21 protein-coding genes are annotated in these 19,552 nt (G+C 70.7%); 6 read left to right on the top strand and 15 right to left on the bottom strand.

Annotated features, from left to right (window positions below; all coding sequences use genetic code 11):
- Positions 1-71: 71 nt before the first annotated feature.
- The gene (locus tag ACFWY5_RS42425; RefSeq protein ID WP_379638225.1) at positions 72-698 is read right to left on the bottom strand and encodes a histidine phosphatase family protein; all 627 of its coding nucleotides are present in this window, start codon (positions 696-698) and stop codon (positions 72-74) included.
- A gap of 238 nt (positions 699-936) precedes the next feature.
- Between ACFWY5_RS42425 and ACFWY5_RS42420 the strand changes: the two genes are divergently transcribed.
- Entirely contained in the window at positions 937-1,794 is an 858-nt protein-coding gene (locus ACFWY5_RS42420) for an EamA family transporter (RefSeq protein WP_379625258.1), read from the top strand.
- Here ACFWY5_RS42420 and ACFWY5_RS42415 read toward each other — a convergent pair.
- A complete protein-coding gene (locus ACFWY5_RS42415; RefSeq protein WP_379638224.1) occupies positions 1,787-2,686 on the bottom strand; it encodes a LysR family transcriptional regulator in 900 nt (299 codons plus the stop codon). The genes ACFWY5_RS42420 and ACFWY5_RS42415 overlap by 8 nt on opposite strands.
- A gap of 196 nt (positions 2,687-2,882) precedes the next feature.
- Here ACFWY5_RS42415 and ACFWY5_RS42410 point away from each other — a divergent pair, with 196 nt between their 5' ends.
- On the top strand, positions 2,883-3,779 hold the full coding sequence (locus ACFWY5_RS42410) for an EamA family transporter (RefSeq protein WP_379638223.1): 897 nt from the start codon (positions 2,883-2,885) through the stop codon (positions 3,777-3,779).
- Here the strand turns inward: ACFWY5_RS42410 and ACFWY5_RS42405 are convergent.
- The 8 genes from ACFWY5_RS42405 to ACFWY5_RS42370 form a co-directional block, all read right to left on the bottom strand.
- On the bottom strand, positions 3,698-4,291 hold the full coding sequence (locus ACFWY5_RS42405; RefSeq protein ID WP_379638221.1) for a GNAT family N-acetyltransferase: 594 nt from the start codon (positions 4,289-4,291) through the stop codon (positions 3,698-3,700). The two genes, ACFWY5_RS42410 and ACFWY5_RS42405, sit on opposite strands and share 82 nt — an antisense overlap.
- A gap of 53 nt (positions 4,292-4,344) precedes the next feature.
- Positions 4,345-5,634, bottom strand: coding sequence for a glutamate-1-semialdehyde 2,1-aminomutase (gene hemL, locus ACFWY5_RS42400; protein ID WP_379625250.1), 1,290 nt, complete (start codon positions 5,632-5,634; stop codon positions 4,345-4,347).
- 33 nt (positions 5,635-5,667) lie between these two features.
- Entirely contained in the window at positions 5,668-6,309 is a 642-nt protein-coding gene (locus ACFWY5_RS42395) for a bifunctional DNA primase/polymerase (RefSeq protein ID WP_379638220.1), read from the bottom strand.
- A 135-nt stretch (positions 6,310-6,444) separates the two neighbouring features.
- Entirely contained in the window at positions 6,445-7,428 is a 984-nt protein-coding gene (gene hemB, locus ACFWY5_RS42390) for a porphobilinogen synthase (RefSeq protein WP_379638219.1), read from the bottom strand.
- A 12-nt stretch (positions 7,429-7,440) separates the two neighbouring features.
- A complete protein-coding gene (locus ACFWY5_RS42385) occupies positions 7,441-8,982 on the bottom strand; it encodes a uroporphyrinogen-III synthase (protein ID WP_379638218.1) in 1,542 nt (513 codons plus the stop codon).
- Complete coding sequence (gene hemC, locus ACFWY5_RS42380; protein WP_379611410.1) at positions 8,979-9,884, bottom strand: hydroxymethylbilane synthase; 906 nt, start codon at positions 9,882-9,884, stop codon at positions 8,979-8,981. The genes ACFWY5_RS42385 and hemC overlap by 4 nt, the downstream gene beginning before the upstream one ends.
- Positions 9,881-11,149 (bottom strand): glutamyl-tRNA reductase, encoded by a 1,269-nt coding sequence (locus ACFWY5_RS42375; protein WP_379638217.1) that lies wholly within the window; start codon positions 11,147-11,149, stop codon positions 9,881-9,883. Before ACFWY5_RS42375 ends, hemC begins: the two co-directional genes overlap by 4 nt.
- Positions 11,146-11,823, bottom strand: a complete 678-nt coding sequence (locus ACFWY5_RS42370) for a redox-sensing transcriptional repressor Rex (protein WP_379611408.1) — start codon at positions 11,821-11,823, stop codon at positions 11,146-11,148. Before ACFWY5_RS42370 ends, ACFWY5_RS42375 begins: the two co-directional genes overlap by 4 nt.
- A gap of 115 nt (positions 11,824-11,938) precedes the next feature.
- Here ACFWY5_RS42370 and ACFWY5_RS42365 point away from each other — a divergent pair, with 115 nt between their 5' ends.
- A complete protein-coding gene (locus ACFWY5_RS42365) occupies positions 11,939-12,175 on the top strand; it encodes a glutaredoxin family protein (RefSeq protein ID WP_379611407.1) in 237 nt (78 codons plus the stop codon).
- Here ACFWY5_RS42365 and ACFWY5_RS42360 read toward each other — a convergent pair.
- On the bottom strand, positions 12,172-13,656 hold the full coding sequence (locus ACFWY5_RS42360) for an antibiotic biosynthesis monooxygenase (protein WP_379611406.1): 1,485 nt from the start codon (positions 13,654-13,656) through the stop codon (positions 12,172-12,174). The two genes, ACFWY5_RS42365 and ACFWY5_RS42360, sit on opposite strands and share 4 nt — an antisense overlap.
- Before the next feature lie 178 nt (positions 13,657-13,834).
- Between ACFWY5_RS42360 and ACFWY5_RS42355 the strand changes: the two genes are divergently transcribed.
- The 3 genes from ACFWY5_RS42355 to ACFWY5_RS42345 all read left to right on the top strand — a co-directional run bounded on the left by ACFWY5_RS42355 (position 13,835) and on the right by ACFWY5_RS42345 (position 16,117).
- Positions 13,835-14,473, top strand: coding sequence for a sigma-70 family RNA polymerase sigma factor (locus tag ACFWY5_RS42355; protein WP_379611405.1), 639 nt, complete (start codon positions 13,835-13,837; stop codon positions 14,471-14,473).
- A 62-nt stretch (positions 14,474-14,535) separates the two neighbouring features.
- Positions 14,536-15,234, top strand: a complete 699-nt coding sequence (locus ACFWY5_RS42350) for a DUF5667 domain-containing protein (RefSeq protein ID WP_379638216.1) — start codon at positions 14,536-14,538, stop codon at positions 15,232-15,234.
- A 10-nt stretch (positions 15,235-15,244) separates the two neighbouring features.
- Positions 15,245-16,117 carry an HAD family hydrolase gene (locus ACFWY5_RS42345; RefSeq protein ID WP_379611403.1) on the top strand — a complete coding sequence of 291 codons (873 nt, stop codon included), beginning with the start codon at positions 15,245-15,247 and terminating at the stop codon, positions 16,115-16,117.
- Here ACFWY5_RS42345 and ACFWY5_RS42340 read toward each other — a convergent pair.
- The 4 genes from ACFWY5_RS42340 to ACFWY5_RS42325 are packed head-to-tail and all read right to left on the bottom strand — an operon-like array spanning position 16,091 to position 19,552.
- On the bottom strand, positions 16,091-17,065 hold the full coding sequence (locus ACFWY5_RS42340) for an alpha/beta fold hydrolase (RefSeq protein ID WP_379638215.1): 975 nt from the start codon (positions 17,063-17,065) through the stop codon (positions 16,091-16,093). The genes ACFWY5_RS42345 and ACFWY5_RS42340 overlap by 27 nt on opposite strands.
- A gap of 32 nt (positions 17,066-17,097) precedes the next feature.
- Positions 17,098-18,114, bottom strand: a complete 1,017-nt coding sequence (locus ACFWY5_RS42335) for an LCP family protein (protein ID WP_379638214.1) — start codon at positions 18,112-18,114, stop codon at positions 17,098-17,100.
- 2 nt (positions 18,115-18,116) lie between these two features.
- The gene (locus tag ACFWY5_RS42330) at positions 18,117-18,698 is read right to left on the bottom strand and encodes an RNA polymerase sigma factor (RefSeq protein WP_379611399.1); all 582 of its coding nucleotides are present in this window, start codon (positions 18,696-18,698) and stop codon (positions 18,117-18,119) included.
- Between the two features lie 59 nt (positions 18,699-18,757).
- A complete protein-coding gene (locus ACFWY5_RS42325) occupies positions 18,758-19,552 on the bottom strand; it encodes an SDR family NAD(P)-dependent oxidoreductase (RefSeq protein ID WP_379611398.1) in 795 nt (264 codons plus the stop codon).

The raw sequence follows: 19,552 nt of genomic DNA, 5'->3' as shown, positions 1-19,552 counted from the left end.
GATCTCCTTGTACTACAACCGGTAGAGCTTGCAACTCTACCGGCGAGGTCGCACGCCCCGAACACCAGGGCTCAACGCTGACCTTTCCGCAGAGATCCGGCGGGCTCGCTGTAGCCGACGCTGATCAGCCGGTCCTGGTCGAAGGTGAGGCTGGTGAGGCTGGCCAGGGCGCACTGACGCCGCCGCGGGTCGGGCGACAACCGGCGTCCCTCGGCCGCGAGCCTGATCGCCCAGATCGGAAGCTGGTGACTGACCAGCACCACCTCGTGCCCCCGCGCGGCGGCGCGGGCGTCCTCGATCATCGTGCGCATCCGCTGGACGATCTCCAGGTACGGCTCGCCCCACGACGGCCGCCACGGGTTGTAGAAGTAGCGGTAGTTACGCGGGTTGCGCAGGATCGCCAGGCCCGCGCCGACGGTACGGCCCTCCAGGAGGTTGCCCGCCTCCACCAGCCGCTCGTCGGGCTCCACGGTCAGCCCGAGCGTGGTGGCCAGCGGTGCGGCGGTCTCGCGGGCACGTTCCAGCGGGGAGGAGTACAGGGCCACGATGTCGCGGCCCGCGAGGGCCTTGGCGACCATCTCGGCCATCTGCTGACCTGTCTCGGACAGGTGGTAGCCGGGCAGTCTGCCGTAAAGGATGCCGTGGGGGTTGTGCACCTCACCGTGGCGCAGCAGGTGAACGACGGTGGTCTCAGCCATGGTGTGGCACAGCCTATCCGTTTCGATGGCGCCGATAGGCGACCCGGTCTCGTCCGAAAAGGGCACCGACGGTAAAGTCGCCTTGACTGCGCCTAGGGTTCCGCGTTCCGGTCCGCCCTGATGAACCACAACCAGGGCCGGGGAGACAGGTCCGAGCGGCGCCGCGGCCCTGGGCCGTACAGCTGACGGGACAAAAGCCTGGAGGCTCCTATCCGCACACCCGGAAGGAGCTCACCGCTTGAACGCCTGGGCCCTCGCTCTCGTCCTCGTCGCCGCCGTGGCGCACGCCACCTGGAACCTCCTCAGCAAGAAGGCCTCCCAGGCCGACGGCCTGATCTTCCTCTGGCTGGTCGCGGTCGCCTCGACCGTCATGTGGGGTCCGGTGTTCGCCGGGTTCCTGCTCGTCACGGGCACTCCGGTGCGGTGGAGCGACGTGGCGGTGGTCTGCGTCAGCACGGCGCTGCACCTCGGCTACTTCGTGCTGCTGCAGCGCGGCTACCGCTACGGCGACCTGTCGACGGTGTATCCGGTGGCGCGGGGTACCGGGCCGATGCTGGCCAGCCTGGTGGCGGTGCTGTTCCTGGGCGAGCGGCCCGGGATCGCGGGGGTCGCGGGCATCGCGCTGGTCGGGATCGGGGTGTTCATGATGAGCGGCGGCGGCAGGGCCGACGTCCGTGGGCTGGGGTTCGGGCTGGGGACCGGGGTGTTCATCGCGGCGTACACGGTGTGGGACGCACAGGTGGTCGGCGCGTTCGCGGTGGCGCCGCTGGTGCTGAACTACCTGGGCGAGGCGGGGCGCGCGCTGGCGCTGACCCCGGCGATGCTGAAGGGCGGGCGGCGGCTGCTGATCGGGGCGATCTGGCGTGAGCACCGCTGGCGGGTGCTGGGCGCGGCCGTGCTCATTCCGCTGTCCTACCTGCTGGTGCTGTTCGCGTTCACGATGGCGCCGGTCAGCGTGGTGGCGCCGACGCGGGAGATCAGCGTGCTGATCGCGGTCCTGCTCGGCGGCAGGCTGCTGGCCGAGGGCGACCTGCGCCGCAGGCTCCTGGCCGCCGGGGTGATCCTCGGCGGCGTGGTGACGATCGCGCTCAGCTGAGGCTTCCGGCCTCTTTCAGGGCTTCGACCATGGCTCTGATGGCGGGACGGCGGGCGGCGTCGGTGCGCCAGATGGCGTAGATGCGGCGGGTCTGCCGGGGCAGGGTGGGGATCGCGCGCACCCGCGACGGCATGCAGTCACGGCCCAGCCTGGGCACGATCGCGCAGCCGAGACCGCCGGCGACCAGCGCCATCTGCGTCGGGTACTCGTCGGCCATCGAGACGATCTCGGGTTCGAGGTCGGCGCTGCGCAGCGTGTAGACCAGCCAGTCGTGGCAGATGGTGCCGGGCGAGGAGCTGATCCACCGCTCACCGCTCAGCTCCGCCAGCTCGATCTCCCTGCGGCCGGCCAGGGGGTGGTCGGCGGGCAGGATCACGTCGGCGATGTCGTCGAGCAGGATCGCCTTGGACAGCCCGTCGGGGATGGCCATGGGCCGGTTGAGCCAGTCCTGGACGACGCCCAGGTCGAGCTCGCCCCTGGCGACCTCGCGCACCACGCGCTCCGGCTCCCGCTCGTTGAGCAGGATCTGCAGGTCGGGATGGCGCTCGCGCAGCGTGCCGAGCGCGGGCGGCATCAGGCCGCGGGCGGCCGTCGGGAAGGAGCCGACGTGGAGCTTGCCGACCACCTCGCCGCGCAGCGCCTCGAAGTCGGCCTCCGCGGTCTCGACCAGGGCCAGAATGCGCTCGGCGTGCTCGGCGAGCAGTCCGGCGGCGTCGGTGAGCCGCACACCGCGCCCGTTGCGCTCCATGAGCCGCGAGCCGGTCTCCCGCTCCAGCTTGGCGATCTGCTGCGACACCGCGGAGGGCGTGACCATGAGGGCGTCGGCCGCGGCGCCCACGGAGCCGTAGACGTGCACCGCGTGCAGCGCTTTGAGCCGATTCAGATCCAGCATCCGATGTGAGCCTCCTCTCGTAAGCCATCCTAAAGGGTTTAGCGTAGAAAGTCTCGCTTGTGGTTGATTGTGTAGCGAGAGAAAATATATGCATGAGAAACAACACCGCACAGAAGACCGAGACCTCCTACCTCAAGAAGCTTGCCGAGCAGGCCCGCGAGCAGCGCATCCGCGCCCAGAAGCCCGCCTCCAAGTAGTGAGGCCGCGCCATCTGGCCCTCGCCGTCGGCCTCGCGGCCGTGTGGGGCTTCAACTTCGTCGTCATGGAAGTGGGCCTGCGCCACTTCCCGCCCCTGCTGTACGCGGCGCTCCGGTTCGCCCTGGCCGCCTTCCCCGCGCTCTTGTTCGTGGGACGGCCGGGCGTACCGTGGCGCTGGGTCGCGGGTGTCGCGGCGGCGGTTGGAGTGGGTCAGTTCGGCTTTCTGCTCATCGGCATGCGGGCGGGGATGCCGCCCGGCCTCGCCTCACTGGTCCTGCAGGCCCAGTCGCTCTTCACCGTCGTCTTCGCGGTAATCCTGCTGGGCGAACGGCTGACCGGCCGCCGCATCACCGGGCTGACCCTCGCGCTCGGCGGCCTCGTCCTCGTCGCCGTCGACTTCGGCGCCTCGGGCCCGTTCGGCGCGTTCGCGCTGTGCGTGGCCGCCGCCGCCTCGTGGAGCGTCGGGACGATCATGCAGCGCCGGGCCGCGCCGCCCGACTCGCTGCGCTTCATGGTGTGGGTGAGCGCCCTGTCGACACCGCCGCTGTTCCTGCTGACGTTCGCGGTCGAAGGCGTGCCCGTGCTGAGCGCCCCGCTTGAGGGCTGGCTGTCGCTGGGCTACGTGGCGTTCATCTCCACGCTCGGCGGCTTCGGCGTCTGGGGCTGGCTGCTGCACCGCTACGACGCCTCGGTCGTCGCCCCCTACACGCTGCTCATCCCGGTGTTCGGGATGTCGTCGGCCGCGCTGTTCGTCGGCGAACCCATCGGCTGGGTGAAGGCGGGCGCGGCCGTACTCATCGTCTGCGGCGTCCTTTACGCCGGTACGCGGCCCCGCTCGGCCCCTTCGCCGTCACCCTCGCCCGCGCTCGCGCCCGCCGGGCGGTCGAGCCGGTAGATGACGTGGTCCCGGTCGTCGACCGGGTTGTCCGGCTCCAGCTCCCCCTCCGCCACCCGTCGCAGGCCCGCCTTCTCCAGCGCCCGCCACGAGGCCCTGTTGGCCTTGGACACCGGGACGATCACGCACGTCGCCTCCGGGTCCGCCCAGGTCGACTCGACGATCGCGCGGATCATCGACGGGCCCAGGCCCTTGCCCACCTGCTCCTCGTCGCCGATCAGGTAGTCGATGCTGACGGCGCCGCCGGGCACGTCGAGGATCGGGGCCAGCTCCTCGGCGTACTCGGGGTAGTCGGCGTACCGGGAACGCTGCACCAGACCCAGCGGGCGGCCGTCGAGGAAGACCAGCAGGTCCTCCGACGGCTCCTCGCCCCGGGCCGCCGGGCCGAAGTCGCGCGCGACGGCCTCCGCAGAGGTCTCGTGGTTCCACCACCGGGCCACGTGCGGCCGCTCCAGCCACTGCTTCACCAGCGGGAAGTCGTCCTCGGCGAGCCGGCGCCAGGTGATCACCATGTCTTCGACGGTACCCGACGCGCCGGCTCGCCGCCCGCGAATATCCGGCCGGGTCAGGCCACCGCGGCGGCGGCCTTGGCCGCGGCGGGCAGGGCGTCGCCGATGCGGTTCAGCGCCTCGTCGTCGTGCGAGGCCGACAGGAACCACGCCTCGTACGCCGACGGCGGCAGATAGACGCCCTGATCGAGCATGGCGTGGAAGAAGGCGGTGAACGCGGCGGTGTTCTGGCTCCTGGCCCCGTCGAAGTCGGTCACCTCGCGGTCGGTGAAGAAGATCGAGAACAGGCTGCCGGCCGCCTGCAGCCGGTGCGGCACGCCCTCGGCCGAGAAGGCCGCGGAGGCCGCCTGGGCGACCGTGGCGGCAGCGGCGTCCACGCGGGCGTAGGCGTCCTCGTCGAGGTTGCGCAGCGTGGCCAGGCCGGCGGCGCAGGCCAGCGGGTTGCCCGACAGCGTGCCCGCCTGGTAGACGGGGCCCTCGGGCGCCAGGTTGGCCATCACGTCGGCCCGCCCGCCGAACGCCGCCGCCGGCAGGCCGCCGCCCATCACCTTGCCGAAGGTCATCAGGTCGGCGTCGACCGGGTCCAGGCCGTACCAGCCGGAGCGGGAGACGCGGAAGCCCGTGAGCACCTCGTCGACGATCAGCAGGGCGCCGTTGCGGGCGCAGATCTCCTTCAGGAACGCGTTGAAGCCGGGCGCCGGCGGCACCACGCCCATGTTCGCCGGGCACGCCTCGGTGATCACGCACGCGATCTCGGCGGCGGCGAAGGCCTCCTCGACCGCCTCGCGCGAGTTGTACGGCAGCACGATCGTGTCGGCCGCCGACGCGCCGGTCACGCCGGGGGTGTCGGGCAGCCCGAACGTCACCACGCCGGAGCCGGCCGAGGCCAGCAGGGCGTCCACGTGGCCGTGGTAGCAGCCGGCGAACTTCACCACCTTGGAACGGCCGGTGAAGCCGCGGGCCAGGCGCACCGCGCTCATCGTGGCCTCGGTGCCGGAGCTGACCAGCCTGATCTTCTCCACCGGGGCCACCCGGGAGACCAGTTCCTCGGCCAGTTCGACCTCGCCCGGGGTGGCGGTGCCGTACGACATGCCGTGGGACAGCGCCGCGGAGACGGCCTCGACGACGGCGGGATGACGGTGGCCCAGGATCATCGGCCCCCAGGAGCAGACCAGGTCGACGTAGCGGTTGCCGTCGACGTCGGTGATGTAGGGGCCCTTGCCCTCGGCCATGAAGCGCGGCGTGCCGCCGACGGCGCCGAAGGCGCGCACGGGCGAGTTCACGCCGCCCGGCACGATGGTCCTGGCGCGGTCGAACAGGCTCTCAGACTTGTCAGTGCGGCTCACCCCTACAGGGTAGAGGCCGACCCCTGAGCCCGGTCAGTCGGTGAGCTGCTCCAGAACGCGCAGCGGGTCGGGAAGCGGGCGGCCGTCCGGCGGGCGCAGCCAGGAGACGGGCTGGCCGGTGGGCAGCGTGGACGGCGGCGCGAGGACGTAGCTGTCGCGGCAGTGCCAGCGCAGCCCCGGGTTGTCGTCGATGGTCGCCGGATCGCAGTCGAGCTGGCAGGACCACCACTCGTCCTCGTCGTCCGGATTGCCGCGCGTGGCCACATAAAACAGAACCCGGTCGCCGTTGGCGGCGACCGGGCCTGAGTGGGAGCCGGCTTCGTCCAGGCGCGTGAGCGCGGCGAGGCCGGCGGCCAGGGGTACGTCGAAGACGTCGAAGACGCGTCCCGTGGGGAGAATCACATTGGCGTCGGGCTCGTGCTGCCACCAGCGGGTGAGCTGGGTGGCGTCGGTCGTGGCCTGCAGATGCCAGGCCGGGGAGAGCGGATGCGCGCCGGGGTCCGGACAGCCGAGGCGGTCACAGGAGCACGCGCGCGACCCGTGCCGCAGCGGATGCGCCCCCGGCGCGCTGGGCCACCCGAGAGCGGCATAGCCCAGCACCGCGTCGATCCTGGTCGGGCGCGTGAGTTTCGCGGCCCGCTTCCGCGTACGCCGAGCGAGTGGTACCCCGACCATGGTGACTCCCGTTCGAAAATCCCGCGCGCCTGAGGAGGTCCCTGACCCCGGGGCTCCAACACGCCACCTGGGACACACCAGCACTTGTTATCGCACTCTAACGCACAGGTCGCAGGGGTGAGCGGGAAACCCCACCTAGAGCAGCCGAGCCACTTCGGTGGCCCAGTAGGTGAGGATCAGGTCGGCTCCGGCGCGCCGGATCCCGATCAGCGACTCCATGATCATCCGCTCGCGGTCGATCCAGCCGTTGGCCGCGGCCGCCTCGATCATCGAGTACTCGCCGCTGACCTGGTAGGCCGCCACCGGCACGTCCACGTTGTCGCGGAACTGGCGGATGACGTCGAGGTAGGACATCGCCGGCTTGACCATGACCACGTCGGCGCCTTCCGCGAGGTCCAGACGTACCTCACGCATGGCCTCCTCCAGCGGCCCCGCGGGGTCCTGCTGGTGGGAGGCGCGGTCGCCGAACTGCGGCGCGCACTCGGCTGCGTCGCGGAAGGGGCCGAAGAACGCCGAGGCGTACTTGGCCGTGTAGGCCATGATCGGCAGGTGGGAGAAGCCCGCACCGTCCAGGGCGGCGCGGATCACGCCCACCTGGCCGTCCATCATCCCGCTCGGGGCGATCATCTGGGAGCCGGCCTCGGCCTGCGCCACCGCCATCGAGGCGTAGCGCTCCAGCGTGGCGTCGTTGTCCACCTCGCCGCCGGGAGTCAGCAACCCGCAGTGCCCATGGTCGGTGAACTCATCCAGGCAGGTGTCGGCCATCACCACGATCGCGTCACCGACCTCGGCGTTCACCTCGCGCAACGCCTGCTGGAGAATCCCGTCGGGGTCGTCGCCCGCCGAACCGCGGGCGTCCTTCACCGCCGGGATGCCGAACAGGATCAGCCCGCCCACGCCCGCCTCGGCCGCCTCGTGGGCGGCCTTGCGCAGCGACTCGCGGGTGTGTTGGTAGACGCCGGGCATCGAGGCCACGGGATGCGGCTCGGCGAGGCCCTCCTTGACGAAGGCCGGCAGGATCAGCTGCGACGGGTGCAGGCGCGTGCCCGCGACCATCCGTCTCATGACAGGGGTACGGCGAAGCCGCCGCGGACGTGCGGCGGGGAACTCAGCACTCATGTGACGAAACTCCTATTTGCGGCGGCGTGCCCCACGGCGGTTCTGCGAGGGCTTACGCGGGGTGTCACCCGCGGCGATCGCCGCCTGCCTCTGCTTAGCACCGTACTCGGCGAGGGCGGCGGCCAGCGCGGAGGCCGATGGTTTGTCCGCCATGACATCCACGCGCAGGCCGAACTCCTCGGCCGTCTTGGCCGTCTGCGGGCCGATGACCGCGATGACGGTGACGTTGTGCGGCTTGCCGGCGATGCCGACCAGGTTGCGCACGGTCGAGGACGAGGTGAACAGGACCGCGTCGAACCCGCCGCCCTTGATCGCCTCGCGGATCGGCGCGGGTGGCGGCGCCGCCCGCACGGTCCGGTACGCCGTGACGTCGTCGCACTCCCAGCCCAGCTCGGTCAGCCCGGCCACGAGCGTGTCGGTGGAGATGTCGGCCCTGGGCAGCAGCACCCGGTTGATCGGGTCGAGCATCGAGTCGTAGGGCGGCCACTCGGCGACCAGGCCCTCCGACGACTGCTCGCCCGAGGGCAGCAGGTCGGGCTTGACGCCGAACTCGACCAGCGCCCTCGCGGTCGCCTCGCCCACCGCGGCCACCTTGAGCCCGGCGAAGGCGCGCGCGTCGAGCCCGTACTCCTCGAACTTCTCGCGCACCGCCTTGACGGCGTTGGAGCTGGTGAACGCCACCCACTCGTAGCGGCCGGTGACCAGGCCCTTGATGGCCCGGTCCATCTGCTGCGGCGTACGGGGCGGCTCGACCGAGATGGTCGGCACCTCGTCGGGCACCGCGCCGTAGGAGAGCAACTGCTCCGACAGCGCCTTGGACTGCTCCTTGGTACGCGGCACCAGGACCCGCCAGCCGAACAGCGGCTTGGTCTCGAACCACGACAGCTTGTCGCGCAGCCCGACGGCCTCGCCGACGACGATCAGCGCGGGCTCGGTGAACCCGGCGTGCTTCAGATCGGGCTGCAACCTGCCCAGCGTGGTCGCCACGGTGAACTGCTCGGTGGTGGTGCCGCTGCCGCTGACCGCGACCGGCGTGCTGTCGGGCTTGCCACCCGAGACGAGCGCCTTGCCGATGGCCACGGCGTCGCCGATGCCGTTGTAGATCACCAGCGTGCCGGGACAGGCGGCGTGCGAAGACCAGTCCTGATCCTGCGCGGCGTCGACGACACGGAACTCGGGCACGTCCGCGGCCGGCGGGATGCCCGCGTAGGTGAGCACCGCGGTCGCGGGCGGCACACCCGGCACGATCTCGAAGTCCACCCCGGCGGCGGTGCAGGCGGCGACCTCCTCGGTGATCGAGGAGAACAGCATCGGGTCGCCCTCGCACAGGCGTACCACCAGCCCGCCGTCACCGGCGCGCTTGAGGTAATCGCCCTCGACCACTTCGACGCCCTCGCGGCAGTGCCTGAGCAGCGGGCCGAACAGGTCCTCGTCGAGGACCACCGCGTCGGCCTTGCCTAGCAGCTCGGCACCACGCAACGTCAGCAGGTTCGGGTCGCCTGGACCCGCACCCACGAACGCCACGAAACCGGAGGTGGGACTATCGGCGCTCAATGGGAATGCTCCCCCATCAATCTGTCGGCCCCCTCGGCGAGCATCTCGGCCGCCAGAAGGCGGCCCAGGCGTTCGGCGTCCGAGGACGGGCCGGCGGCGGACTTGCGGACCGCAGCCTGGCCGTCGAGCGAGACGACGGCGGCGGTCAGGTTCAAAGTCTGCCCGTCATCGGCGGCGAAGGCACCCACCGGAGCGGAGCACCCTGCCTCGAGAGCGGACAGAACGGCGCGCTCGGCCGCGACCGCGGAGCGGGTCCGCGGGTCGTCGAGCACGCCAAGGAAGGCGATCAGGTCGGCGCGGCCGGCGAGGCACTCCACCGCCAGCGCGCCCTGGCCGGGCGCGGGCAGCATCTCCTCGACCTCGAAGATCTGGGCGATCTCCGTGTCGCGCCCGATCCTGGTCAGACCCGCCGAGGCGAGTACGACGGCGTCGAGCTCGCCCGAGGTTACCTTGCCGATCCGGGTGTCGGCGTTGCCGCGGATCGGGACGTACTCCAGGTCGGGCCTGAGCGCGCGCAGCATCGCGACGCGGCGCGGCGAGCCGGTGCCGACCCTGGCACCGGACGGCAGATCGGCCAGCTTGTGCGCGCCGACCAGCGCGTCGCGGTGGTCGTGGCGGGCGGGCAGGGCGGCCAGCGTGAAGCGCTCGTCCGGCTTGGTCGGCAGGTCCTTGAGCGAGTGGACGGCGAAGTCGATCTCGCCGTCGACCAGCTTGTCGCGCAGCGCGCTGACGAACACGCCGGTGCCGCCGAGCTGCGCCAGGTGCGCCTTGGTCACGTCGCCGAAGGTCGTGATGCCGACCATCTCGATCGCCCGGCCGGTCGCGCTGGTGTAGCCGTCGGCGACCATCTGCGACTGCGTGGTCGCCAGCAGGCTCCTGCGCGTCCCCAGCTTCAGGGTCACAGCTCCACCTCCCTCACGGCCTCGGGCATCTTCGGATCCAGGCCGAACAGCTCGCGCAGAGCTTCCGCATAATGATCGCCCCCTGGGGAGGTGGCGAGCTGTTTGACACGCACAGTGGGCTCATGAAGGAGTTTGTCCACCACGCGCTGCACGGTCTGCGTCACTTCGCCGCGCGCCTTGTCGTCGAGTTCGGGCAGGCGCATGAGCAGCCGGCCGAGCTCGGCCTCCACGACGTTGGCCGCCTTGCTGCGCAGCGCCACCACGGTCGGGGTGACCCTGGCCGCGCGCTCGGCGTTCAGGAAGGCCGCCAGCTCGTCGGCGACGAGCGCGCGCACCGTCTGTACGGCGTCGCCCTCCCGCGAGCCGATGCCCGACTCCTGGATGGTCTCCAGGTCCACCAGCGTGACGCCGGGCAGCTCGCGCACCGCCGGGTCCACGTCGTGGGGCAGCGCCAGGTCGAGCACGAACAGTTCTCCGCCGGTCCTGCCGGCGAGCATGGCCGGGGTGACCACGTGCGACCCTCCGCCGGTGCACGTGATCACAAGGTCGGCCGCGGCGAGTTCACGGGGAACCTCGCGCAGCGGCACCGCCCGGCCGTTCACCCGCTCGGCGAGCCGTACGCCTCGCTCGAAAGTGCGGTTGGCGACCACGATCTCGCCGGCGCCCGCGCGGGAGAGCGTGGCGGCGGCCAGCGCGCTCATGGAGCCGGCGCCGACGATCAGCACCCGCTTTCCCTCCAACGGGCCGACGAAGGCCAGGCCCGCGGAGACCAGGGACGCGCCCGCCTGGTCGATGTCGGTGTCGGCGTGGGCCCGCTTGCCCACCCGCAGCGCCTGCTGGACGAGCTCGTTCAGCGTGGCGCCGACGGTGCCGTGCTTCTGGGCGAGCTTGAGCGCCCCGCGCATCTGGCCGAGGATCTGGCCCTCGCCGACCACCATCGAGTCGAGGCCGGACACCACCGAGAACAGGTGCTCGACCGCGCGGTCCTCATAGTGGACGTACAGGTGTGGCGTCAGCTCGTCGACGGGCACGCCGGAATGGACGCTCAGCAGCCTGCTGATCGCCGTCACGGCCGCGTGGAAACGGTCCACGGCGGCGTAGACCTCGACCCGGTTGCAGGTCGAGACCACCATCGTCTCCGCGACGCAGGCGTCCTGCTGCACGTCGTGGATGAGTTTGGAAAGAGTGTCCCCCGACACCGAGACACGTTCGAGCATGGCCACCGGAGCCGTCCGGTGGCTGAGCCCGATCGTCAGAACACTCATTGACTGTCCACGGCCATGAGTGGCCCCCCAGCTTTGCGTTGCTCATGGAACGCAAGGATCTGCAGTTCTATTGATAGGTCAACCTTACGGACATCGACGCTGTCCGGCACAGAAAGTACGACAGGAGCAAAGTTCAGGATGCTGGTCACGCCCGCGGTCACCACACGGTCGCACACTTCCTGAGCCGCCGCCGCGGGTGTCGCGAGGACCACGATGGAGACCCCGCGCCGCCCGATCACGGCTTCCAGTTCGTCGATGTGTTCAACATTCAACCCCGCGATGTCGTCGCCCACGATTTCGGGGTCGGCGTCGAGCAGGGCGGCGATCCGGAACCCCCGGGACACGAAACCGCCGTAGTTCGCGAGGGCGCGGCCGAGGTTGCCGACGCCGACGATGGCGACGGCCCAGTCCTGGGTCAGGCCCAGCTCCCGCGAGATCTGGTACACGAGATATTCAACGTCGTAACCCACCCCCCGCGTGCCATACGACCCCAGATGCGACAGATCCTTGCGGAGCTTGGCCGAATTGACGCCGGCGGCGGCCGCCAGGTCCTCAGACGAGACCGTGGCGATCCCGCGCTCGGCCATCCCGTTCAGCGCCCGCAGATACAGCGGGAGCCGTGCGACCGTTGCCTCGGGTATGCCTCGGTCACGGGGCTGGGACGGGCTCTTCACGTGCCGGAGCTCCAGGGGAACGGGCGGCCTCTCGGCCGCGTCATGGGAATCGAACCGCCTTTCAGGTTAATCCCTTTGTGAACCGACGCACAAAGTCGCCACTACCGTGGACCCCATGCACGAGATCACTCTGTACGGCCGGCAGGGCTGCCACCTGTGCGACGACGCCCGCGCCGTCATCGCGAAAGTCGCGGCTGAGCTGGGGGTCAGGTGGACCGAGGTGGACATCGACGGCTCCGCTGAGCTCCGGGAAAAGTACAACGACATGATTCCGGTCACGCTCGTGGACGGAGTGCAGCACGACTTCTGGCGCGTGTCGGAGGAACGCCTGCGGGCGGCCCTGGGAGGTTAGAAGAGCGCCGTCGGCAGCGGGACGACCTTGGCGGCGTTGACGTTGAGTTCGATGATGTTGGTGGCCAGGACCATGGCCTGGCGCTCGTTGACGAAGCGCTCGACGTGGGGCTGGCGCTGGTGGTCCTGGAAGGCCACCTCGTCGCGGTAGAGCTCGTAGACGATGCGCTGCAGGGGCGCGGACTTCACCGCGTGGCAGGCGTAGACGAGCGTGTCAGGCTCGCCCCGGCGCACGGCCTCGACGGTCTGGTCGGCCAGGCGGTCGAACATGTCGCCGGATCCGTCCATCAGCGTGAAGACGGTCAGCAGGCCGTAGATGCTGGGCGAGGGGCGCCCGCCGACGGCCGGCTGGGGCGCGCTGGGCTGGAACACCTCGGCGCCCGGGTAGACGACGCCGGTGTTCGGCATGTTGTAGCTGTCCGGCTGCTGGGGCTGGGGCGGGCCGCCGCTGTGGCGGCCGAACGCCTGCTCCGGGCCGCCGTTCATGATGTAGCCGGTCGAGGGGCCCGGGTCCATCGCGGGCGCGGGGTTCATCGGGTTCATCGGGTTCGCCGGGTTCGCCGGGTTCATCGGGTTCGCCGGGTTGATGTGGCCGGTCGCCGGGCCCGGTTCCATGCGGGCGCCGAAGCCCACGTCCTGGTCGCCCGCGCGGTACTCGGCGACGAGGTCGCTCAGGCCCGAGGGCCGGGGCCGCGGGGGCTCCAGCGGCGCCTGCGCCTCCATGCGGGCGGGCGTGCGCTCAGGCATGGCTCTGCGGCCGGTCGGGGCGGGTTCCCAGCTCTCGCTCTTGATGTCGTCCTCCTCGTCCTCGTACGGCGCGAGCGGGCGCAGCACGGCGTACCAGATCGCCGCGGCGGCCACCACGAGCAGCGCGGTGGTGAAGACGCCGGGCACGGCGAAGCGCACCGCGCCGATCAGGGCCAGCGCCGAGGGCGCGATGACGGCGGCGGCGTGCAGGTTGTCGGTGTCGTAGTCGTCGCCGTTGCGCCAGCGCAGGGCGGCGACCACCACGCAGCCGAGCAGGATGAGCGCGTCGATCACGTGCGCGCCGACCAGGACGGAGCCGGCGATCAGCCCCCAGTGGGACGAGCCGGGCGGCAGCGCCTTGGCCATCTCCGTGGCCTTGAGCACGGGGTCGAAGACGATCACCACCGAGCTGACGATCGTGAACGCGATCCCGAACAGCCAGGCGACGAACTTCGGCGGCGTCTTCTCCGCCAGCAACTGGATGAGGCCGATCGCCATCCACAGCGGGGCGATCAAGGATCCGGCCAGTTGGTAGATCCTGAACGTGCCCTCGCCGAAGCCGATAAGGTAGCCCGTGCCGATCGCACCCAGCGCGATGCAGAGCATCGCCGTGGCGACCGTCCAGGCGATGAGCCACCCTTCGCGCTCCTCGCGAAGACTACGGATCAGGGCACCGGTTGCGATCGCGGCGAGGAGCGCGCCCGCGAACGCGATGACAGCAACAAGGATCTCCATGGTGACTCCAATGCTGCCGGACGATGCCTCCCAGCCGGTAGCCGAAGAGGGAACGGGTCGGTCCACACCGTATCCGCCGATTACGGCTAGTGACGCCACCCTGAAGCGGATTGTGGAATTTCCGGTTGATTTCTAGAGTGTTCGAGCACGCCGCAGCCCTTACCCCCAGGGACACCGGATGCCTGACTCGTGGCCGTTCGCCGGGCTTCTGTCGCCAGCGGTCGCTGGCAACACCCGGTCGAGCGAGCTTGCCGTGCGCGAAGAGATCCCAGATGACGTGCGTACGCTGGTGTTGCGGGCGAAGACCGGCGACACGGAAGCCTTTGGCACGCTCTATGACCGCTACGTTGATCTTGTCTACCGCTACATCTACTTCCGCGTGGGCTCTCACCCCCTGGCCGAGGACCTCACCTCAGAGACATTCTTACGTGCCCTCCGTCGTGTGGCGGACTTCACCTGGCAGGGCCGCGACTTCGGCGCCTGGCTGGTGACGATCGCCCGCAACCTCGTCACCGACCACTTCAAATCCGGGCGCTACCGTCTGGAGATCACTACCGGCGAGGTGCTCGACGTACCGCTCGACGGGGCTTACATCCCGGAGAACGCGGTGGTCACGGCCATCATCAACGACCGCGTCCTGCGCGCCGTCCGAGACCTCAATCCCGAGCAGCAGGAGTGCGTGGTCCTGCGCTTCCTGCACGGCCTGTCTCTCGCGGAGACCGCGTTGATCATGGGGAAGAAGAGTGGAGCGATCAAAGCCCTGCAGTTCCGTGCGATCCGGGCGCTGGCCAGGGCTCTCAAGCACGACCTCGCGTAACCTCCGCACGCGGCGCCTCGTTAGGCAGGTGTCACACCGGACGGGGGCCACAGGGAGCAGTCATGGGTAGGGCGCGACCTAGCCGATGGCCGTTCGGAGCCACGCAAGGGTCGCACGAGCGGCTTCTCGGCCATCTGGACGAGCTGCGCAGTCTGCCTCAGGGCGGCGGGCCGGACGGCGATTTCCGTGAGCGGCTGAGAACACGGCTGATCTCGGCCGACGCCAACGCCGATGCCGCCGCACCCGCCGTGCCCGAGGCCAAGGCGCCGCCTGGCAGGGCCCGGCACGCCAGGCGTACCAGGAGGGTGCGGTTGTCGTGGCCGTCGCAGCTCGCGACGCTCGGCCTGGCCGCGGGCATGATGGTGTCGGCCTTCTTCACCTACCAGTCGGTGCCCGGCGACACGCTCTACCCGCTCAAGCGGGCGGCGGAGCACACGCTCGTCCGGCTCAGCACCGACGACAGGGAGCGGGCCGAGCGCGAGATGGTCTCGGCCAAGGAACGCGCCGCCGAGGTGGCCGTGCTGCTCGGCGGCTCCGGTGACGGGCCCCTCGTCTCGGCTACTCTGAGTGACATGGCCGAATCCACAAAATCGGCCATCAAGCGGATGGAGCGGGTCGAGCCGCGCTCCCCCAAGCTCAACAGTTTCGCCCAGGACCAGCGCGATATGGTCGAGCCCATGCTGGAGCAGCTCAACGGCCCCGAGCAGGACCAGGCGAGTACGTATTTGCACTACATCGAAGGCCTTGCGGTGCCTAGGTAAGCTGCTGTCCATGAGGCGGCTACTTCGACGACGACACGAGACGGAAGCCCAGGTCGCCGGCGAGGTCGCCGCCGCGGCGGCGGTCGTGACCCAACCTGCCGATCCCGACCCGGAGGCCGCCGCGTTCTTCGACGTCGACAACACGATGATGCGCGGCGCCTCGATCTACCACTTCGCCAGAGGCCTGGCCACGCGTGGCCTGTTCACCACCTCCGACCTGCTGAAGTTCGCGGTCGGACAGGCCGCGTTCCGGCTGCGCGGCAACGAGAACCCCGAGCACATCGCGGTCGCCCGCGAGACCGCCCTGGCCTTCGTCGCCGGCAGCAAGGTCGACGACGTCGTACGGCTCGGCGAGGAGATCTACGACGAGGTCATGGCCGACCGCATCTGGGCGGGCACCAGGGCGCTGGCACAGTCGCACCTGGACACCGGCCAGCGGGTCTGGCTGGTGACCGCCACCCCGGTCGAACTGGCCCACGTGATCGCCCAGCGCCTCGGCCTCACCGGCGCGCTCGGCACGGTCTCCGAGACCAGGGACGGCGTCTACACCGGCCACCTGGTGGGCGACCTGCTGCACGGCCCGGCCAAGGCGGAGGCGGTGCGCGCGCTGGCCCGCAGGGAAGGGCTCGACCTGACCCGCTGCACCGCCTACAGCGACTCGGCCAACGACCTGCCGCTGCTGTCGCTGGTCGGGCACGCGGTGGCCATCAACCCCGACTCCGAACTGCGCGAGCACGCCAGGAAGCACGGCTGGCCGATCAAGGACTTCCGCACCGGCAGGAAGGCCACCATGGCCGCGCTGCCGATAGCGGCGGGCCTGGGCGCCGTCGCGGGCGGCATCGCGGCCGGGATCGCGCTACGCCGCCACTACCGGTCCAAGTGAGCGCCGGATCAGGGCCTTCAGCGCGGCGTTGACCAGTTCCGGACGTTCCAGCCCCAGCATGTGACCGGCGCCGGGCGCGACCACCAGCGTGGCGTCCGGCAGCGCGGCGGCGATCCTGCGGGCGTGCGCGGGCGTGGTGAGCCGGTCGCGCTCGCCCACCATGACCAGCGTCTCGACCCGGCTCAGCGCCTGGAGGGCGGCGAGCTTGTCGTGGGCCAGGATGGCGTGGAAGTAGCCGACCATGACCTCGGTGGGCGTCGCGGCGACCATCCTGTTGACGAAGCGCACGTGGTGGCCGCGCGCCTTCGGCCCGAAGGCGGCCAGCCGGGTGACCGGCCAGTTGGTCCCGGCGCGCAGGAGCGCCGGGCTGGCGTCGATGAGCGCCGCCCTGGCCTTCAGCCGGTTGAGCAGCACGGGGGCGGTTCTGCCTGCGAGCCCCTCCGCCAGCCTTCCCGACGAGGTGCTGATGAGCGCCACGGCGACGACCCGGTCGCCGAACAGTTCGGGCCGGCGGGCGGCCAGGCCCATGATGGTCATGCCGCCCATGGAGTGGCCGACCAGGACGACCGGCAGGCCGGGCGGGACCGCCGCGTCGATCACGGCCTCCAGGTCGGCGGCGAGCCGTTCTATCGAGCAGGGACCCGCCGGACCGGCCGTGGAGACCCCGTGCCCGCGCTGGTCGTAACCGACCAGCATGGCCTCGTCGGGTAGGGCCTCCCGCTGGTAGTACCAGCTGTCCCGGTTGAGCACCCAGCCGTGGGCGAAGACCACGGCGTAGGCGGGCGTGCCGGACTCCCTGACGTCGACGTCGATGACGGCGCCGTCGTCCGTCTCGACGGGCAGCCGGCGGCCGTGCCGGCCGCCGAGCGTCTCGCTGGACCTCTTGCGGGCGACGAGTCCCACGGCGACGCCGAGGAGCAGCCCGGTCACGAGCACCTTGTACCGCATGCCGAGACTATAGGACTTTTTGTCTAATAAGACTATCGGAGCTTCGCGAAGAGCTCCTGGGCCTCGGGCTGCTTCCAGGTCAGGCGGTTGGGGTCGTCGGGGTCGGGCGCCCAGGGGACGGTCAGGAACCTCGGCTTGCTCTGCCGCAGGTCGACGGCGAGCTGGTACATCTCCTCGACGTTGAGGTCTGACGTGGTGGCCGCCGTCACGGCGCCCAGGAACTCGCGGAACCCGGCCGGGTCGGTGACCAGGGCGGTCTTCGCCTTCGCCAGCATCGCGTAGAGCAGGCTCTGCTGGCGCTTGATGCGCATGATGTCGGAGCCGTCGCCGTAGTCGCGCAGCCGGAAGTAGCCGAGCGCCTGCTCGCCGGTGAGCACGCTCCGCCCGCTGGGCAACGTCAGCTTCGACTTCCGGTCGTTGACGGGCTTCTTGATCGTCACCTCGACGCCGCCGAGCGCGTCAACGACCTTCTTGAATCCCGAAAAATCCACTTCTGCGTAGCGGTCCACTCGGACGTCGGTCAGCTTCTCCAGTGTCTTGACCAGGCAGTCGACGCCGCCCGTGGTGTAGGCACTGTTGATCATGCCCCGGTGCGCGCGAGAGTCGCCGCACGCGGGGATCTCCACCATCGAGTCGCGCGGAATGCTCACCACCATCGGCTTGCCCCGGTCGGCGGGCAGGTGCACGAGCGCGATCGTGTCGGCCCGCGCCTTGGACCCCGTCCGCGCCTCCAACGGGCCGTACTGCTCGTTCCCCTCGCCCTGGCGGGTGTCGGAGCCGATGAGCAGGATGTTCTGGACGCCGGAGACGTTCACCGGCCGGTCCCCCGACCCCACCGGCGATTCCCGGTCCCGGTTGCCCAGCAGCAGCGTGGGCACCGCGACGGCCACCGCGGTCGCCACGGCCACCGCGCCCATCATCGCCCAGCCGGTACGGAGGCGCCGCCTGGGCGCCGTCTCCATGTACCGGCGGCGCTGGCGGACCAGCGTGGCCGGCGGCTCCTGCTCCAGTTCCCTGCCGAAGTCACGGAGCAACTTCAGATCGTCCATCGTCACTCCTCCTCGATCATCGGGTTGGTGTCGCCGAGGGCCGCGCGTACCTTCCGCCTGCCCCGGTTGAGGCGGGAGCGCACGGTGCCGATCGGGATGTCGAGCGCCCGTGCGACCTCGTCGTAGGTCAGATCGCCCCACGCGATGAGCAGCAGGACGTCGCGGTCCTTGGCGGGCAGGCCGGCCAGGGCCGCGGCCAGCTCGGGCCTGGCCGCCTGCGCGGTGACCCCGGCCGCCACGCGGTCGGCCGGGGACTCCACGTCGCCGTCGAGCGGCGCGCGCTGCATGGCGCGGTAGCGGGCCGCCTCGCCGCGGTGGTGGCGCGAGATGAGTTTGGTCAGGATTCCGAACAACCAGGGCCGGGCGTCGGAGTAGCCCGTGTCGTAGCTCCTCCTGCGGGAGAAGGCCACCAGAAACGTCTCGCCCACCAGGTCCTCGGCGGGCTCGGGGCCCAGCCGCTTCACGACGTACCTGTAGAGCATGCCGGAGTAGCGGTCGAACAGTTCGGCGAACGCCTCCGGATCGGTCCAGGACGCGCTGACGAGCTCGGCGTCAGCGGCCCTGGTGGCGGGTTGCGTGATCATCTCCGCCCTTCTGTGGGGGAATCAGTCAGGGATGTCTTGCCGCAACCCGCCCATCCGGTTCACAGCTCCTTGAGGAAGCCTCCGTCGATCACGAAGTCGGCGCCGGTCGTGCTCGCGGAGCGCGGCGAGACCAGCAGCGCGACGGCGTCGGCGATCTCCTGCGGCTCCACCAGGCGTCCGGTGGCCAGCCGCATCATCTCAGGTGCGGTCCGCTCGATGACGGTCGCGGTGTCGCCGCCGGTCGCCCCGGCCAGCACCTCGGCCGCGCCGCCCTCCTTGGTCCACCAGGCGGTCAGGGTCGGGCCGGGCGAGACGGTGTTGACCCGGATGCCCTGCGGGCCGTACTCCTCGGACAGGGCCTTGCCCACCGAGTTCAGCGCCGCCTTGGCGGCGTTGTAGTCGACGTTCATCGGCGCGGGCTGCCGCGCGCCGCCCGAGGAGACGTTGACGATCGAGCCGCCGCCGCGCTCCAGCATCAGAGGTACGGCCGCGCGCATCGCCCGCACCGCCGAGTAGAGGTTGAACTCGAACATCGCCCGCCAGTCGTCGTCCCCGGGCGAGAGGAAGCCGAAGCGCGGCAGGGTCACGCCGGGCGGCGGCCCTCCGGCGTTGTTGACCAGGATGTCGAGCCCGCCGAACCGCTCGGCGGCGGTGGCGATCACGTGCGCGGGCGCCTGCGGGTCCATGAGGTCCACGGGCACGTGCACGACCTCGGGCGGAAGCTCCGAGGTGCGGGTACGCGAGGCCGCCACGACATGGGCGCCCTCCTCGGCAAGAGTGCGGGCGACGGCCAGGCCGATGCCCTTGGAAGCGCCGGTGACAACGGCCACACGGCCGGAAAGCTGCAGGTCCAC

The organism is Nonomuraea sp. NPDC059007, assembly GCF_042740555.1.
Lineage (GTDB): Bacteria > Actinomycetota > Actinomycetes > Streptosporangiales > Streptosporangiaceae > Nonomuraea.
Note: the sequence above shows the minus strand (reverse complement) of the source record. Positions and strands in the feature narration are given on the sequence as shown.

Bases quoted from the DNA above. Each gene is read 5' to 3' on its own strand.
- ACFWY5_RS42425 (WP_379638225.1), bottom strand. From the start codon at position 698: ATGGCTGAGACCACCGTCGTTCACCTGCTGCGCCACGGTGAGGTGCAC.
- ACFWY5_RS42415 (WP_379638224.1), bottom strand. From the start codon at position 2,686: ATGCTGGATCTGAATCGGCTCAAAGCGCTGCACGCGGTGCACGTCTAC.
- ACFWY5_RS42405 (WP_379638221.1), bottom strand. From the start codon at position 4,291: ATGGTGATCACCTGGCGCCGGCTCGCCGAGGACGACTTCCCGCTGGTG.
- ACFWY5_RS42360 (WP_379611406.1), bottom strand. From the start codon at position 13,656: ATGGAGATCCTTGTTGCTGTCATCGCGTTCGCGGGCGCGCTCCTCGCC.
- ACFWY5_RS42375 (WP_379638217.1), bottom strand. From the start codon at position 11,149: ATGAGTGTTCTGACGATCGGGCTCAGCCACCGGACGGCTCCGGTGGCC.
- ACFWY5_RS42355 (WP_379611405.1), top strand. From the start codon at position 13,835: ATGCCTGACTCGTGGCCGTTCGCCGGGCTTCTGTCGCCAGCGGTCGCT.
- ACFWY5_RS42350 (WP_379638216.1), top strand. From the start codon at position 14,536: ATGGGTAGGGCGCGACCTAGCCGATGGCCGTTCGGAGCCACGCAAGGG.
- ACFWY5_RS42335 (WP_379638214.1), bottom strand. From the start codon at position 18,114: ATGGACGATCTGAAGTTGCTCCGTGACTTCGGCAGGGAACTGGAGCAG.
- ACFWY5_RS42340 (WP_379638215.1), bottom strand. From the start codon at position 17,065: ATGCGGTACAAGGTGCTCGTGACCGGGCTGCTCCTCGGCGTCGCCGTG.
- hemB (WP_379638219.1), bottom strand. From the start codon at position 7,428: ATGAGTGCTGAGTTCCCCGCCGCACGTCCGCGGCGGCTTCGCCGTACC.
- ACFWY5_RS42345 (WP_379611403.1), top strand. From the start codon at position 15,245: ATGAGGCGGCTACTTCGACGACGACACGAGACGGAAGCCCAGGTCGCC.
- ACFWY5_RS42365 (WP_379611407.1), top strand. From the start codon at position 11,939: ATGCACGAGATCACTCTGTACGGCCGGCAGGGCTGCCACCTGTGCGAC.
- ACFWY5_RS42330 (WP_379611399.1), bottom strand. From the start codon at position 18,698: ATGATCACGCAACCCGCCACCAGGGCCGCTGACGCCGAGCTCGTCAGC.
- ACFWY5_RS42395 (WP_379638220.1), bottom strand. From the start codon at position 6,309: ATGGTCGGGGTACCACTCGCTCGGCGTACGCGGAAGCGGGCCGCGAAA.